This is a genomic window from Kaistia soli DSM 19436 (assembly GCF_900129325.1).
GTDB classification, from domain to species: Bacteria; Pseudomonadota; Alphaproteobacteria; order Rhizobiales; family Kaistiaceae; genus Kaistia; species Kaistia soli.
In genome coordinates this window covers 54,843-68,842 of the sequence record NZ_FQUP01000006.1, presented here as the reverse complement: position 1 = coordinate 68,842, position 14,000 = coordinate 54,843, and the positions used below count along the sequence as shown (strand labels likewise).

10 protein-coding genes are annotated in these 14,000 nt (G+C 62.7%); 9 read left to right on the top strand and 1 reads right to left on the bottom strand.

What is annotated here, in order from left to right:
- Nucleotides 1-11: 11 nt before the first annotated feature.
- A complete protein-coding gene (locus BUB39_RS20920; RefSeq protein WP_139251565.1) occupies nucleotides 12-1,688 on the bottom strand; it encodes a sensor histidine kinase in 1,677 nt (558 codons plus the stop codon).
- A 415-nt stretch (nucleotides 1,689-2,103) separates the two neighbouring features.
- On the opposite strand from BUB39_RS20920, the gene BUB39_RS20915 reads away from it, so the two are divergent.
- From BUB39_RS20915 to BUB39_RS20875, 9 genes are all read left to right on the top strand, one after another.
- Complete coding sequence (locus tag BUB39_RS20915; protein WP_073057694.1) at nucleotides 2,104-4,938, top strand: ATP-binding protein; 2,835 nt, start codon at nucleotides 2,104-2,106, stop codon at nucleotides 4,936-4,938.
- A gap of 83 nt (nucleotides 4,939-5,021) precedes the next feature.
- Nucleotides 5,022-6,029 carry a helix-turn-helix domain-containing protein gene (locus BUB39_RS20910; RefSeq protein ID WP_175561919.1) on the top strand — a complete coding sequence of 336 codons (1,008 nt, stop codon included), beginning with the start codon at nucleotides 5,022-5,024 and terminating at the stop codon, nucleotides 6,027-6,029.
- Nucleotides 6,030-6,120: 91 nt separating this feature from the next.
- The gene (locus tag BUB39_RS20905; protein ID WP_073057690.1) at nucleotides 6,121-6,921 is read left to right on the top strand and encodes an acetoacetate decarboxylase family protein; all 801 of its coding nucleotides are present in this window, start codon (nucleotides 6,121-6,123) and stop codon (nucleotides 6,919-6,921) included.
- A gap of 61 nt (nucleotides 6,922-6,982) precedes the next feature.
- On the top strand, nucleotides 6,983-8,704 hold the full coding sequence (poxB, locus tag BUB39_RS20900; RefSeq protein ID WP_073057689.1) for a ubiquinone-dependent pyruvate dehydrogenase: 1,722 nt from the start codon (nucleotides 6,983-6,985) through the stop codon (nucleotides 8,702-8,704).
- A gap of 21 nt (nucleotides 8,705-8,725) precedes the next feature.
- Nucleotides 8,726-9,103, top strand: coding sequence for a tautomerase family protein (locus tag BUB39_RS20895; protein WP_073057687.1), 378 nt, complete (start codon nucleotides 8,726-8,728; stop codon nucleotides 9,101-9,103).
- 427 nt (nucleotides 9,104-9,530) lie between these two features.
- The gene (locus tag BUB39_RS20890) at nucleotides 9,531-10,958 is read left to right on the top strand and encodes a cytochrome ubiquinol oxidase subunit I (RefSeq protein ID WP_073057686.1); all 1,428 of its coding nucleotides are present in this window, start codon (nucleotides 9,531-9,533) and stop codon (nucleotides 10,956-10,958) included.
- The gene (cydB, locus tag BUB39_RS20885; RefSeq protein ID WP_073057684.1) at nucleotides 10,955-11,965 is read left to right on the top strand and encodes a cytochrome d ubiquinol oxidase subunit II; all 1,011 of its coding nucleotides are present in this window, start codon (nucleotides 10,955-10,957) and stop codon (nucleotides 11,963-11,965) included. The genes BUB39_RS20890 and cydB overlap by 4 nt, the downstream gene beginning before the upstream one ends.
- Nucleotides 11,962-13,791, top strand: coding sequence for an FUSC family protein (locus BUB39_RS20880; protein ID WP_073057683.1), 1,830 nt, complete (start codon nucleotides 11,962-11,964; stop codon nucleotides 13,789-13,791). Before cydB ends, BUB39_RS20880 begins: the two co-directional genes overlap by 4 nt.
- The gene (locus BUB39_RS20875; RefSeq protein WP_073057681.1) at nucleotides 13,788-13,991 is read left to right on the top strand and encodes a DUF1656 domain-containing protein; all 204 of its coding nucleotides are present in this window, start codon (nucleotides 13,788-13,790) and stop codon (nucleotides 13,989-13,991) included. The genes BUB39_RS20880 and BUB39_RS20875 overlap by 4 nt, the downstream gene beginning before the upstream one ends.
- The last annotated feature ends 9 nt before the right edge of the window (nucleotides 13,992-14,000 follow it).

Below are 14,000 nucleotides of genomic sequence, written 5' to 3'. Positions count from 1 at the left end.
CCCGACGGCCACTACACGTCGGGCTGGTCGCGGCTCCCGCGGCGACCGATGTCCCCGAGAGAGATAGCATCGTGGATCGGGAGTTCGAACGCGAACACTGCACCTCGCGATGGGTTAGCCTCCGCCCAGAGCCGACCTGAATGCGCATCAACAATGGTTCGACAGATGGACAGCCCCATGCCCATCCCATCGCTCTTCGTGGTAAAAAAGGGCTCGAAGACCTTACGTGAGTCCGCCAGCCCGATCCCGTTATCGGCAACCCTCACAATCGCGGCGTCGCCAGCCACACGAGAGCTGATATCCAGTCTCATCGGCACTTCTCCGTTTTCTCGCATCGCCTCAACGCCATTTCGCAGAATGTTAAACATAAGCTGCTGAATCTGTACTCTATCGAGTTCTATGAGAGGAATATGTTCATCCAGGTCCATGGAAATTGATAGTCGTTTGTCGGAGTATTTCTTTAAGATTAAGCCGATCATCTCATTCAAGAGGTTATTGATATCGGCCGCTTCCTTGTGAGGCGCCTTTTTTGCAAATAGCTCGCGTATCCGGCTTACAATGTCGGCCGCGCCCTTCGCATCGCGGACTATTCGGCTGACATTCGTTCGAGCTCTGTCGAGGTTCAGCGATTCGGCTGACAGCCAGAGTTGACAGGCTTCACTATTAGTAACCACGGCAGCCAATGGCTGGTTGACCTCGTGAGCGATCGAGGCCGCAAGCTCCGCCAAGCTTGCATATTCCGACGCCTGTGCCAGCTTGTCTTTCGCATCCTGCAAAGCCGCCATGGCCTTCACTTCGTCATCGATATCGATGTGGAGACCGTACCAACGAACGACCTTGCCATTCTCGTCGAATGCCGGATTCACGCGCATCCTGAACCAGCGATATACGCCATCATATCTACGCTGGCGGACCAGCCGATTCATCGGCACAGCGTTCTCGATGCAAAATAGGGTATCGGCAACGTATTCGTCCACGTCATCCGGATGAATGAACTTGTGATATCCTGATCCGTTCACCTCGTGAAACATGCTGCCGTAGAAGATCATGCTATGTTGATTGGAGTATTCATTCTCTCCATTGCTGTCCGCAATCACGATATTTTCTGGAATGTGATCTAGGATTGTTCTGAGGTTCTCCTCGCTGCTGCGCAGAGCGTCTTCGGCTGCTTTCAGATCACTGATGTCAATGAACGTTCCCCACGACGAAACGACCACACCGCTTTGATCAAGGATGGGATGCACTGCCGATCGAAACCAGTGATAGCGTCCATCAGGACCGAGAAGACGGTGCGTGCCACGCTTTTCCGATCTGTGCTGCTGCCCCCATAGATCCAGCGTCTTGTACTTATCTTCCGGGTGAATGGACTCTGGAGAAACTACGAGGGAGCCCCGCGGCACCTGAAGGAACTCCCTCATTCGAGAGTTCATGCTACGTATTCGTCCGCCGCCGTCGGAAGTCCACCCCAGGCCCGGAATGTTCTCGACGAAACCACGTTCGGTTTTGCGGAGAAGGCGTTCCCGATAGTAAGAATGGATCGACCCACCAAGAAGCGCGCTTGTGATGGCTAGAAAGAACAGAGAGAGGATGCCGCCTTCAAACAACAAGAATGCACAGGCGGAAATGAAAAGGGTGACTAGAAGCGCAACCGCGAAAATCACGGGCTTGGCGCTCTTGAGGTCGTCCATCTTGCGCCCCCCCTTCAATCCATTTCAGTGTATTGCAAGCTGCCGACCGTGAACGGACAATTCCGCCTCGTTGCAGCACGCCCGGTGCTAGACGAGGTTATTGCCCCCGCCTTCGGGTCACCACAGCAGGTTTATCTCATGGGCCGACTGGCACAGCAACGAGCTCGCTATATGTGCTGTCTTTCCAAGGCGTTAAGGGCATGTGCTCGGTTGAGCTCTATCGTCAACAACCGTTCTGTACCGATGCTTGCTGGTTATTTCGGCCTAACCGGGCCTTCAAATACCTCGTTCTCGCCATCCTCGACACTGGTGTTGCCGAGGATGGCGATACGTCTGCCGCCATTGCATATTATCTTAGTCCGCTGATGGGCGCGGCAGCACGGTGGCCCTAAATGACCTAGAGCAGCGAGGATTCTTGAGCGCTAGCATCGACATTCTTGTCTTTGGGCCGTTTACGCTCGTTCCAGGTAAACGGCTGCTGCTCAGGAACGGGGATAGGGTACCGCTGGGAAGTCGGGCTTTCGAGATCCTGACCGCACTTACCGAGCGTGCCGGAGAGGTTGTTGGAGCGCGCGAATTGATGCAGCGCGCCTGGCCGCATGCCACCGTCGAGGATGCGAATCTTCGCGTCCAGATCGCGTCTCTGCGCAAATTCTTGGGCGACAGCGCTGAAGGCGCCAAGTTCATTGCCGCCGTTTCGGGGCGTGGATATGTTTTCGTTGCTCCCATCCAGCGGCTCGATCGGCAGACGCGATTTGCACCACCCGCCGACCTTGCAAAACTCCCTCAGCTGCCAGCAACTGTATTCGGACGGCATGAAACCGTCGATGCCCTCTGCCTTCAGGTACTCTCGCGGCGCTTTGTGACCATTGTAGGACCCGGCGGGGTCGGCAAGACAACTGTCGCTGTCGCAACAGCTCAAGCGCTCGCTTCAGATTTTGCTGCGCCGTCGATCGCATTTGCTGATCTCGGGGCAGTGGGTGAACCAACCCTCGCGGTCGGCGTCGTTCTGGCGGCCGCGGGCTGCGCGGTTCGTGGTCCGGATCCGCTGGCCACTTTGGCCCAGCATCTCGCTGACCGGCACATGCTCCTGATACTGGATAGCTGCGAGCACGTGATCGAGGCCATGGCGCCCCTCGTGGCGACATTGCTCAAGGGAGCGCCCAATGTCCACATCGTTGCAACCAGCCGTGAGGCCCTCCGCATCCAGGAGGAGACTGTTCACAGTCTGCTGCCCCTCGGATGTCCCGCGTTTGGAACGCCAACCGCATCCCAGGCACTCGCCGCGCCGGCAGTTCAACTGTTCATGGATCGAGCGATTTCCAGCGGCCACTCGGGGCCCCTCCGGGATTCCGAAGCTCCCGTGGTGGCGGCAATCTGCCGACGGCTTGACGGCATAGCACTTGCGATCGAGATCGCTGCGAGTCGGGCTGGGACCTATGGGTTCGATACGCTCGCCGAAATGCTCGACGGGGGCGGTGAGCTGTTCCTTCAGGGCGATCGAATTGGCCAGATGCGTCATCAGACCCTTCAGGCGACACTCGACTGGAGCTACGCGCGCCTCTCGCCTTTCGAACAAGATGTCTTTCGCAAGCTTTCTGTGTTCGCAGGTCCATTCTCGATGGCTGCCGCCAGCGCTGTCACGGGTGAAACAGGGCTAGGTACCGCTTCCGTGGGCGCAGCTGTTGCCGGCCTCATCGACAAGTCGCTCGTGGCCGTTGCGCCGAAATCAGGACCAGCCTGCTTCCGACTCCTTGACACGACACGCGCCTATGCGGAATTGCGTCTTGCTGAAGCAAGCGAGGCAAGCAAGCTCGCACAGCGCCATGCTGTCTATTTCGCTGATCTGCTCAGAACTGGAAATGGTTCCGGACCCGACATTGTGACGGGAGCGGTATCCCAGCTCGTTCCGCACCTGGGCAATATCCGCAAGGCGCTTTCTTGGAGCTTTTCGGTTTCAGGAGATCGCCGAACCGGAACCGATCTGGCGTCGTCGGCGGGGCCTCTGTTCTTGGGGCTCTCGCTGCTTGACGATTGTCGTCATTGGTGCCGGCTCGGCCTCAACGCGCTCGACGATGACTGCCGCGGATCAATGCTCGAGCTTTCGTTGCAGGAAACGCTTGCGACGGCGCTGATGTATGGCAGCGGCAATGGCGAAGAAGTCAGGCGGACCTACGAGCGGGCACTGGAGATCGCGACAGCACACGCGGATACGGGACGGCATCTGCAACTGCTGACGGGCTATTACACTTTTCACTCCAGGCGTGCCGATTTTCATGGCTCGCTGGCCGCAGCGCGCAGGCGCCGAAGGATCACGCGGGGGATGGACGATCTAGCACAGAAGGCGCTGACCGAGTGGCTTCTTGCAGTTTCACTGCACCTAATTGGACGGCAGTCTGCAGCGCGCCGCCATTGTGAGATTGCATTTAGCAATGCGGCGGGCCTCAGTGCGGAGCGGCTCAATATTTTCGGTCATAGCCTTCATGTGTCCGGTTACACGACCTATTCACGCGCACTTTGGCTCAGCGGTATGCCCGATCGAGCGCTCGCGATTGCCGAACAGGGACTCCAGAAGGCGAGGTTGTATGATCATCCGGTGACGCATTGCATCGCGCTCTCCTACCTGACCCCGGTATTCTTCTGGCTCGGCGATCTGGCGAGGGCAGGGGCGATGGCGGACGAGTTGCTGTCGCGAGCGCGGACCCACGCTCTGGCGCCCTATCATGCCGTCGGCCTCGCCATGAAGGGCGAGTGGCTTTTGCTCGAAGGCGACGCCCAGGCAGCAGCCGGAATGCTGGGCGAGGCCGTGCATGCCGCAGAGGTGAACCAGTACTACACGGCCATTTTCGGGACGATGCGGGCGCAGGCCGAGGCGCTGGCCGGGTGCGGCCGGCCGATCGAAGCCCTTGCCGTCATCGACGACGCAATGGCCCGTGCGAGACGTGCTGGCGGCACGATGTGGTTGTCCGACATCCAGCGCGCTCGTGGCGAGATCCTGCTCCAGCAGCCCAACCCTGACATCGGCTCCGCCAAGGAGATGCTTGAGTCCGCCCTCGCGGAAGCGAAGCTACGTTCCTCCCCGGGATGGGAACTGCGCGCCGCACTGCCTTTGGCGCGCCTCGTCGCCGAAGAGGACAAAGCGCGGGCACGCTCGCTTCTCGCTTCTGTCTATGAGCAGTTCAAGGAAGGCTGGGATACGCCCGATCTCCTTGCGTCGCGCCGCCTGATAGTCCGGCTCGGTACCCGCTGACGCCTCTATTGCGGTGCCGATGTTTTACCGGAATTTACAAACCAAAACTCGCCGGCGACGCGATGCGCAGCGAAGCTTTTCGCATGAGCACGCAATATCCCCCTAAGGTCTTATCGCGCCGCAGCCCCGCTTCGCTCATAGCCGAGAGCTTTGAGGCGCCGGAGCCACCCCCGCACCTCCAACACATCCAGAGACCCGGCGAACTGACGCTGTCGGAGATTCTCCTGGAGCCCCGCAGGACCGGACCGAACCAGTCGCTGGGTTATCAGGAGAGCTTCCACGTCGCCGTTCTCCTACGGGGCGTCGACCACGAGCTATGGCTGAACGGGCGTTCTGTCCCGGTCGAGCCCGGACTGTCCGGCGAGACCTATATCATCGATCAGCGGCAGGATCCGCGCGCGCTTGTCCACGGTCCCTCCCACTTCATTCACTTTTCGCTACCCCTCACCGCATTGAACCGTGCGGCGTCCGAGATCGACAAGGCATCGATCTCCGAACTCCGAAGTGATCTGCCGCGTGGCTGGAACGATCCGGTCATGAGGGGCCTGGCAGAGGGCGCGCGCGCTGCCCTGTCCGGCCGGCACCCGCTCAGCGGCCTCCTGCTTGACGGCCTTCTCAGCGGCGCCTGCGCCCATATCATTGGCCGCTACAGTGAACGCACGGTGCAGACATCAGCCTCCCCAACACGCCTTGCGCCCTGGCAGGAGCGGCGCGCGAAAGAGATGATGAATGCTAATCTCGATGTTTCGCTGGCCGAACTCGCTCGAGAATGTCGGATATCGAGCGCACATTTCGGCCGTGCCTTCCGGAACACGACCGGCGTCAGCCCACATCAGTGGCTGATATCGTGCCGGATCAACCGAGCTGAACAGCTTTTGCTCGATCCTGAGATATCACTCGCCGAAATCGCGCTCGCCTGCGGTTTCGGCAATCAGAGCCATTTCAGTATCGCATTCAAAGCACGGAACAGGGTGAGCCCGGGGCGGTGGCGCCGGGAGCATCTGTCGGGCGAAGCACCCGTTGGACCACTGCTGCTCGACTCGCGGATCGATTATCTCGGCCGATCGTCGGGCGCCGTGCCGACTTTGTAAAATTCGCGCCGGAAGGTTGAAAGACGCCTCCCGCGTCATCCGGCATTTTCTGGCGCACCAAGGATCGTTCCCCTGGAAGAGAGGCCGCACAATGCTCAAGGGCTACACCGTACCTCTGACCCCGGAAGGTGCGTCACAACTAACGCCGCCACCGCCGTGGCACTATTCGAGCGATTGCATTGCGATCGAATATTGGGCGGACCCCGCCGCCGTCACTGCGCTCCTGCCGCCGGGGTTGGTCCCTGACGAGGCGGATCAGGGAAGAGCGTTCTTCTGGTTTCTCGACTGGCAGTTTACGGGCGAGAACGACGAACTCACGGATCCGGCCCGCTATCAGTACCGCGAGGCCTTTGTGCTCGTCGAGGCGCGACTGGATGGCAAGCCGGTCAATTTCTGCCCCTACATCTTTGTCGACAATGATGCCGCGCTCGCTCGGGGCTGGGTCCAGGGCTACCCGAAGAAGCTTGGCAGCGTTTTTCAGACGCGCAGCTTCGCCGCGCCGAGCGCCGCTGCTGCCCCAGTCGCGGCCGGCAGCAGGTTTGGTGCAAGCATTTCGGCGCATGGCGAAAGGCTGGCGACGGCCCGCATCCAACTGGAGGCGAAAGTCGATGATCCCCGAACGGTGTTCAACCGACCGACGATCATCCGCCGCTACTTCCCGCAGCTTAGCGCCGGCAAGCAGGACCAGCCGGCCGTCAATGAGCTGACGCTCTCGCTCATGGACGACCTCACCTTCACCGATGTCTGGGCGGCATCGGCCGAGCTGTCGATTCCAGTGGTGGCTGGCGAGGACATGCACGCGATCGCTCCCCTGCGGGTGGGCCGCGGCTACAGGTTCGGGATGGCTTATTCGGTCACCGATCTGCCAATCCTGAAGAACTACCTCGCCTAGTCCGTCAAGCGCCTGGCAGCGCTGTGAGCGCGGCTCCGCCGCAACATGGGAGTTTTGACCAATGACGCAGACCGGAGCCGATTTCCTCGCGGACACGCTCGCAGCTGCCGGCGTGAAGCGCATCTACGGCGTGGTGGGGGATTCGCTGAACGGCTTCACCGACGCGCTGCGGCGGCTCGGTGCCATCGAGTGGATCCATATGCGCCACGAAGAGGGTGCCGCCTTCGCCGCCGCGGCGGAGGCTCACCTGACCGGAGAATTGGCGGTCTGCGCCGGCAGTTGCGGACCGGGAAACCTTCATCTCATCAATGGGCTCTATGAGGCGCAGCGAAGCCGAGTCCCGATGCTTGCCATTGCAGCGCATATTCCGAGTAGCGAAATCGGTATCGACTACTTCCAGGCGACGCATCCAGAGAGCCTGTTCCGAGAATGCAGCCACTATGCCGAGCTGGTCTCGAGCCCGGCCCAGTTGCCGCAGGTGCTGCTTCGCGCCATGCGGGTCGCAGTGGCCGAACGCGGCGTCGCGGTGGTAGTGCTGCCCGGGGACATCGCGCTGAAGCCCCTCGAAAAGAGTGTGCCCTCCTGGCTGCTGCCCGCTGAGCCGATCGTGCGTCCGGGCGAGAGCGAGCTCGATGCACTGGCTGATCTCTTGAACGAGGGCGAGCGCGTCACGCTCTTCTGCGGTGCCGGCTGCATCCACGCTCATGACGAGGTGGTGGAGCTGGCGCGACGCCTGCGAGCGCCGATTGTGCACGCGCTTCGTGGCAAGGAATTCGTGGAGCACGACAATCCTTATGATGTTGGCATGACAGGCCTGCTCGGCTTTTCGTCCGGCTACAATGCAATGAAGAACTGCGACACGCTTCTTCTGCTCGGCACCGACTTCCCCTACCGCCAGTTCTTCCCCACTCACGCGCGTGTCGCCCAGGTCGATATTCGCGCCGCGGCGCTCGGCAATCGCTGTTCCCTCGATCTTGGCGTCGTCGGCACCGTGCATGACACACTCGCCGCTCTTCTTCCGAAAATCGACGTCAAGGAGGACAGTGCGCATCTTGACGACGCCCGCGCCGATTATCGCAAAGCGCGCGCCGATCTCGATGCGCTCGCCGAGGGCGGGCCCGGAACGCGCCACATCCATCCTCAATATCTTAATCGCCTCGTGAGCGACTATGCGAGCAACGACGCAATCTTTACCTGCGACGTCGGCACGCCCGTGGCCTGGGCAGCGCGATACCTGAAGCTGAACGGTCGTCGCCGCCTCGTTGGCTCGTTCAGCCACGGCTCGATGGCCAATGCCATGCTGCAGGCGATCGGGGCCCAGGCGGCGTTTCCGGAACGCCAGGTCATCTCGATGTCAGGCGACGGCGGCTTCACGATGATGATGGGCGAGTTCGTCACGCTCATCCAGCATGGATTGCCGGTGAAGGTCGTGGTCCTCAACAACGGCACGCTCGGCTTCGTGGAGCTCGAGATGAAGGCTTCTGGATTCTTGGACGCCGGCGTCGATCTGAAGAACCCGAACTTTGCCGCGATGGCAGAGGCAATGGGGATTAAGGGGGTGCGGGTGGAGGATCCGTCCGACCTCGAGGCCGCCGTCAAAGAGGTGCTTGCCCATGACGGGCCGGCCCTACTCGACGTCGTCAGCGTCCGGCAGGAATTGGTAATGCCACCGGTCAAGACGGTCGAGGAAGCGGAGTCCTTCAGCATGTTCATGCTGAAGGCGGTCCTCGATGGACGTGGAGGCGAGCTCATCGATCTCGCTCAGTCCAACCTGCTGCGGTAGCCGACGACAAGGAGGCGAAGCATGCCGCTCTATACGATCGTTACTGAAGCCGGCAGCCTCACGGCAACGGGCAAACAGGCTCTCGCAGAGAAGCTGACGGCGCTGCACCACGAATATGCCGATGTGCCGCGCAACTGGGTCCATGTGGTCTTTCAGGATTACCAGCCGGGTAGCGGCTTCACTGCGGGCGTGCCAGCAGCGGCGGTTGCGCTGACGCTTCTGATCCGTACGGGCCGTTCCGATGTCTACAAACGCGGTCTGCTCGTCCAGCTCTGGGCTTTAGTGCAGGAGGCAACCGGCGCGCCCAACGACCAGATTGTCCTCAGCATTCTGGAAGGTCCCGCCAGTCAGGCCATGGAGATGGGCAAAATCATGCCAGACGTCGTCAGCGGAGGCTGAGGGCGGCCGACGATGGAAGCCAGCAATCGGGCAGGGCGGCTCGCGCCGTTCGGGCTCTAGTGGTGATTTCGTCATTCACTCCGAATGAGGAGCTGCGTCCTTGAGCCAGCGTGTCTCTGATGTCCTGATCGATGTTCTCGTCACCGCCGGCGTGAAGAGGTGGCCGTTCTGGCCTGGCTGGAACAACCGGGGCCGGCGCTACCGCACGTCAAGGTCAGCCCGATGGAGCTCGTTATGCCTCCACCACCCTTCATGCAACCCGAAGCCGCCCTCGGCATGGCCCTCGACGGCGCGAGGGCGGTCTTGCACGGCAAGTGACACGACGTCTGGGAGATGGTCGTCGAGAACATGAAGTAAAGCGACGCCACGATGGCCACTGGTCCTCGGCTGCGCACTTCAAGGCAACTTGCTGGAAAGGAACCGTGTCATGGACACGACCGCCCTGTTGCTGTCCCGCCTCCAGTTCGCTGGGACCGTGTCATTCCATATCATCTTCCCGGCCTTCACAGTGGGGCTTGCGGCCTGGCTCTGTGTGCTTGAGGCGCGATGGCTGGCGACCGGTCGACCGGTCTATCGGCGACTGTTCGATTACTGGCTCACGATCTTCGCTATCGCCTTCGGCATGGGGGTCGTCTCGGGTATCGTGATGGCCTTCCAGTTCGGCACCAACTGGAGCGAACTCGCACGGCGGACCGGTCCCATCCAGGGGCCGCTTCTGCTCTATGAGAGCTTCACGGCCTTCGCGCTCGAGGCAAGCTTTTTTGGCGTTTTGATGTTGGGCCGCGGCCGCGTGCCGAGCTGGCTCTATCTCTTTTCCTGCCTAATGGTGGCGCTCGGAACGACGCTTTCGTCATTCTGGATCATGGTCAACAACAGCTGGATGCAGTCACCGGTCGGCTTCGAACTGCAGCCTGACGGCGTGTTCTGGCCGAACGACTGGCGCGCGATCCTGTTCAGCCCGGTCGTCTGGGTGCGATTCCCGCATATGCTGCTGGCCGCCTATATCACCTCCGCATTCTGTATCGCTGCGGCCGGGGCGTGGCACCTGCTGCATGGCGCGTTCAGGGCCGAGGCCGCGGTCATGCTGCGCATGGCCCTAGGCCTCGCCGCGGTGCTCGTTCCAGCTCAGCTCTTGGTCGGCCATCTGGTCGGCGACTACACCCATGATAAGCAGCCGGCGAAGTTCGCGGCTATCGAAGCGCGGTGGAAGGATGAGCAGCCAGCGTCGGAAGTGCTGATCGCATGGCCCAACGAGGCCACGCAGTCGAACGACTTCGCCGTTACCATCCCGTATCTTGGCAGCCTGATCGGCTCGATGAGCCTGACGGCGAAGGAGGTGGGGATCGAGAGCTTTCCGGATGCGGAACGCCCGCCCGTCATCATCCCCTTTTTCGCGTTCCGCATCATGGTGGGGTGTGGGCTACTGATGCTCGGTCTCGCCTGGTACGGCTGCCTGCAGATCGCCCGCGGGCGGCTCGAGGATCGACAATGGCTCCTCCGGGCGATAGCCATCTCATTTCCGCTCGGCTTCACAGCGACGCTGACCGGCTGGTTCACGGCCGAAGTCGGTCGCCAGCCCTGGACCGTCTACGGCATGCTGCGCACGGCCGACGCGGTCACGCCGTCCCTCACCGGCGCGCAGGTCTGGGCGACAATCATCATCTTCACCGTCGTCTATGCGGTCATCTTCGCGGCAGGGGTGACCTACATCTTCCGCCTGATCCTGCGCGGTCCCGTGCCGATCCCCCTTTTCGAGCCGGGCGAGACCAACCCGAAACGACCCCTGTCCATTCCCGGCGAGAGCCCCGGTGTCCCCGGTCCTGTGGCCGTTTCGCACCAGGAGGTGGCATCATGACGGAATTTTGGACGGCCGCGCTCGCGCTCTCGATCCTGCTCTATGTCCTTCTGGACGGGTTTGACCTGGGCGTCGGAATGCTGCTGGCCCTGATGCCGAACGAGCGGGGGCGCCGGCACATGCTCCGCGCGATCGCTCCGGTCTGGGACGGCAACGAGACGTGGCTGGTGATCGCCGGGACGATCCTGTTCGGGGTCTTCCCCCTCGTTTATGCGACCCTGCTTTCGGCCTTCTACCTGCCGATCATCGTCATGCTGACCGGGCTCATCCTGCGCGGCGTCTCCTTCGAGTTCCGCGAGAAGAGCCGCCATCCCGGGTTCTGGACCTGGTGCTTCATTCTCGGATCGCTGGTCGCCACCTTCGTGCAGGGCGTCGCGATCGGCGCCCTGGTCGAAGGCCTTCCGATCGCCGATGGGCGTTATGTCGGCGGCGCGTTCGGCTGGCTATCGCCCTTCGCCGTGCTGTGCGGGATCGCGCTGTTGCTCGGCTATGCGCTGCTCGGCGCCGGATGGTTGACGCGCAAGACGACCGATGACGTGCAGGCATTCGCCTTCGGCGTGCTGCCCAGGCTGCTCGTCGCCGTGCTTGTCCTTCTCGCCGCGATCTTCGCCTATTCGCTGGCGCTCGACCTCGCCGTCATGAATCTCTGGCTGGAGCGGCCCGTCCTGATCGTCTTCCCGGTGATCGGCGCGCTGGCCTCCGCGGCGATGGCGCTCGCGATCCGCCGGCGGATGGATCTGGCACCGTTCCTGTGCGGCGCCGTCATCTTCGCGGCCGCCTTCGCAACTCTCGCTGTCTCCTTCTATCCCTACATCATCCCGTTCTCGGTCACGATCGCCGAAGCGGCAGCGCCGCATGCAAGCCAGTCCTTCATGTTCTGGGGGGCGGGGATCGTCGTCCTGCCGATCACGCTCGCCTACACGATTTCCGTCTACTTCGTCTTCAAGGGCAAGGTCGATCCGGACGCCTCTTATGGGCAGCCGAGCCGCGAGAAGCGATCGACATGACCGCGGCTGTCGGGCAACGGCCCCTCGTCCTGGCCGGCTTTCCAATTGCGGGCTGGGCCTTCGCGCTGCGAACCTGGATCGCCCTGGTGCTCGCGCTCTATGCCGCGTTCCGCCTCGAACTCCAGTCTCCCGCGACGGCCGCGCTAACCGTGGCGGTGCTGGCCTTCCCGACCCGCGGGCAGGGGATGGAGAAGGCGGCCTATCGCGTCGCCGCCAGCATCATCGGCCTGACGGCGGCGGTTGGCATCATCGGGATCTTCCACCAGACGGGCGGGCTCCTGATCGCGGTGCTCGCGCTCTGGATCGGTGCCTGCGTCTTCGTCTCCTGCCTTCTGGACGGCTTCCGCAGCTATGCCGCGGTGCTGTGCATAATCTCGGTGGCGCTGGTCGCCATCGAGCCTCTCGATATGCCGCAGAGCGTGTTCCAGCTGGCCCATGAGCGCGGGGCAGCGATTGTCGTCGGCATCATCGCCTCGACGCTCGTCAACGACATCCTCTTCGCGCCCGATCATCACCCGAGGATCCACCAGCGCCTCGCCGACCTGCAGCACCGCGTCGCGGCGTTCGGCCGGGCGGCGCTGCAGGGCATTTCGCCGGGCGCCGGCGAAAGCGCCGCGCTGCTGCGCGACATCACCGGCCTCAGGCCCGACATCACCGGCCTCGCGCTCGAGTCGAGCCTCGGACCCAGGCGCAGCACCGCTGCGCGCACCGCCATGGTCGACCTGGTGTTCACGCTCGCAGCCGCGCGGATGCTCGCCGTCCTGACGGCGGGGCAGGGCGCCACGCGCGATCCACGCGCCCCCGCCGCCGGTGCCATCGCCTGGATGACGGCCGAGCTCAGGCGGAGACAAGGCGACGTTGCCGCCAGCCTTGCGGCATTGACGGCCAGCAAGCTGCCGCAGCGCGGATGGCGCTCTCCGCTTTACCGGTCCACCCGGATCGCAGCCGCCAACGCCTTGCGCGCGATCGTCTATTTCAGTCTTTCGGCAGCGGCGCTCGCTCTCGCCGGCTGGGACGCCACAAGCGTGTCCCTTGCCTTCGTCGGCATCCTGATCGGCCTGTCCTTCATGGCGCCGGATCCCGCCGGCGCCTCCAAGCTTGCACTGGTCGCGGCGCCGATCGGCGGCCTCCTGGCCGGGATCCTCGAATTCGTCGTCCTGGATGGCGTCAGCGATTTCCCGCTGCTCGCGATCGGCCTGCTGCCGTTCGTCCTGGTGCCGACGCTGCTGATGACGCTGCCGAACCTCGCTTTGGCCTCGCTCGGCCGCAGTAATCTAGTCTTTGCGATCGCGATCTTCAGCCCTGCCAACCAACAGAGTTACAGTCCACAGACCTTCCTGTTCTCCTGCCTCTTCCTGTGCCTCGCATCTCTGCTGCTTGCTATCTGCCAGAAACTGCTACCGCCGCTCGAGCCGGCCCGCCAGCGCCGCATCCTGCTCGGCGAGGCGGCCCGGGACCTCGACAACCGGCAGGCAAGTCACCGCCCCCACCGCGAAGAGCAGATGTTCCGCGATGCCGGGCGCGTGTCGCGGATCGCGGCAACCACGGGGAAGGATACCGCCGGGCAGAGCGATGTCGAGGCGGCATTGCGCATGTTCGACGAGGCCGCGATCCTCCGCCTCGCCGGCGGGGCGCTCGACATGCTCCCGGCCGACACGCCTCACGATCAGCGCCGGGCGTCCGCAGCGGCCGTCGCAGCGGCCAATGCAGGAGGCATGATCGCCGCCGCGGATCTGCTGGCCTCGAGGATGCCGAGCACGGGCGCGGCGGCTCTCGCCGCAGCGGGGCTCGCTCTCGCCAGGTTGCGGGAGCCCGACACGCGATGACCCCGCGCTTCTACGATCTCGTCATCGGCGGCGTCATGATCGCTCCGATCGTCCGCACGCTCGGTCTCGCGATCCTTGTCGCGCTCGTGCTTCGCCCGGTCCTGGCGCGCATCGGATTCGGACACTGGTTCTCGAACCCGTCACTGGCGGAGTGCGGCCTCTTCGTCGCGATCTTCGCGCTCATCACGATCCTGACCTAGAGGATGTCC

Bases quoted from the DNA above. Each gene is read 5' to 3' on its own strand.
- BUB39_RS20920 (WP_139251565.1), bottom strand. From the start codon at position 1,688: ATGGACGACCTCAAGAGCGCCAAGCCCGTGATTTTCGCGGTTGCGCTT.
- BUB39_RS20910 (WP_175561919.1), top strand. From the start codon at position 5,022: ATGAGCACGCAATATCCCCCTAAGGTCTTATCGCGCCGCAGCCCCGCT.
- BUB39_RS20905 (WP_073057690.1), top strand. From the start codon at position 6,121: ATGCTCAAGGGCTACACCGTACCTCTGACCCCGGAAGGTGCGTCACAA.
- poxB (WP_073057689.1), top strand. From the start codon at position 6,983: ATGACGCAGACCGGAGCCGATTTCCTCGCGGACACGCTCGCAGCTGCC.
- BUB39_RS20895 (WP_073057687.1), top strand. From the start codon at position 8,726: ATGCCGCTCTATACGATCGTTACTGAAGCCGGCAGCCTCACGGCAACG.
- BUB39_RS20890 (WP_073057686.1), top strand. From the start codon at position 9,531: ATGGACACGACCGCCCTGTTGCTGTCCCGCCTCCAGTTCGCTGGGACC.
- cydB (WP_073057684.1), top strand. From the start codon at position 10,955: ATGACGGAATTTTGGACGGCCGCGCTCGCGCTCTCGATCCTGCTCTAT.
- BUB39_RS20880 (WP_073057683.1), top strand. From the start codon at position 11,962: ATGACCGCGGCTGTCGGGCAACGGCCCCTCGTCCTGGCCGGCTTTCCA.
- BUB39_RS20875 (WP_073057681.1), top strand. From the start codon at position 13,788: ATGACCCCGCGCTTCTACGATCTCGTCATCGGCGGCGTCATGATCGCT.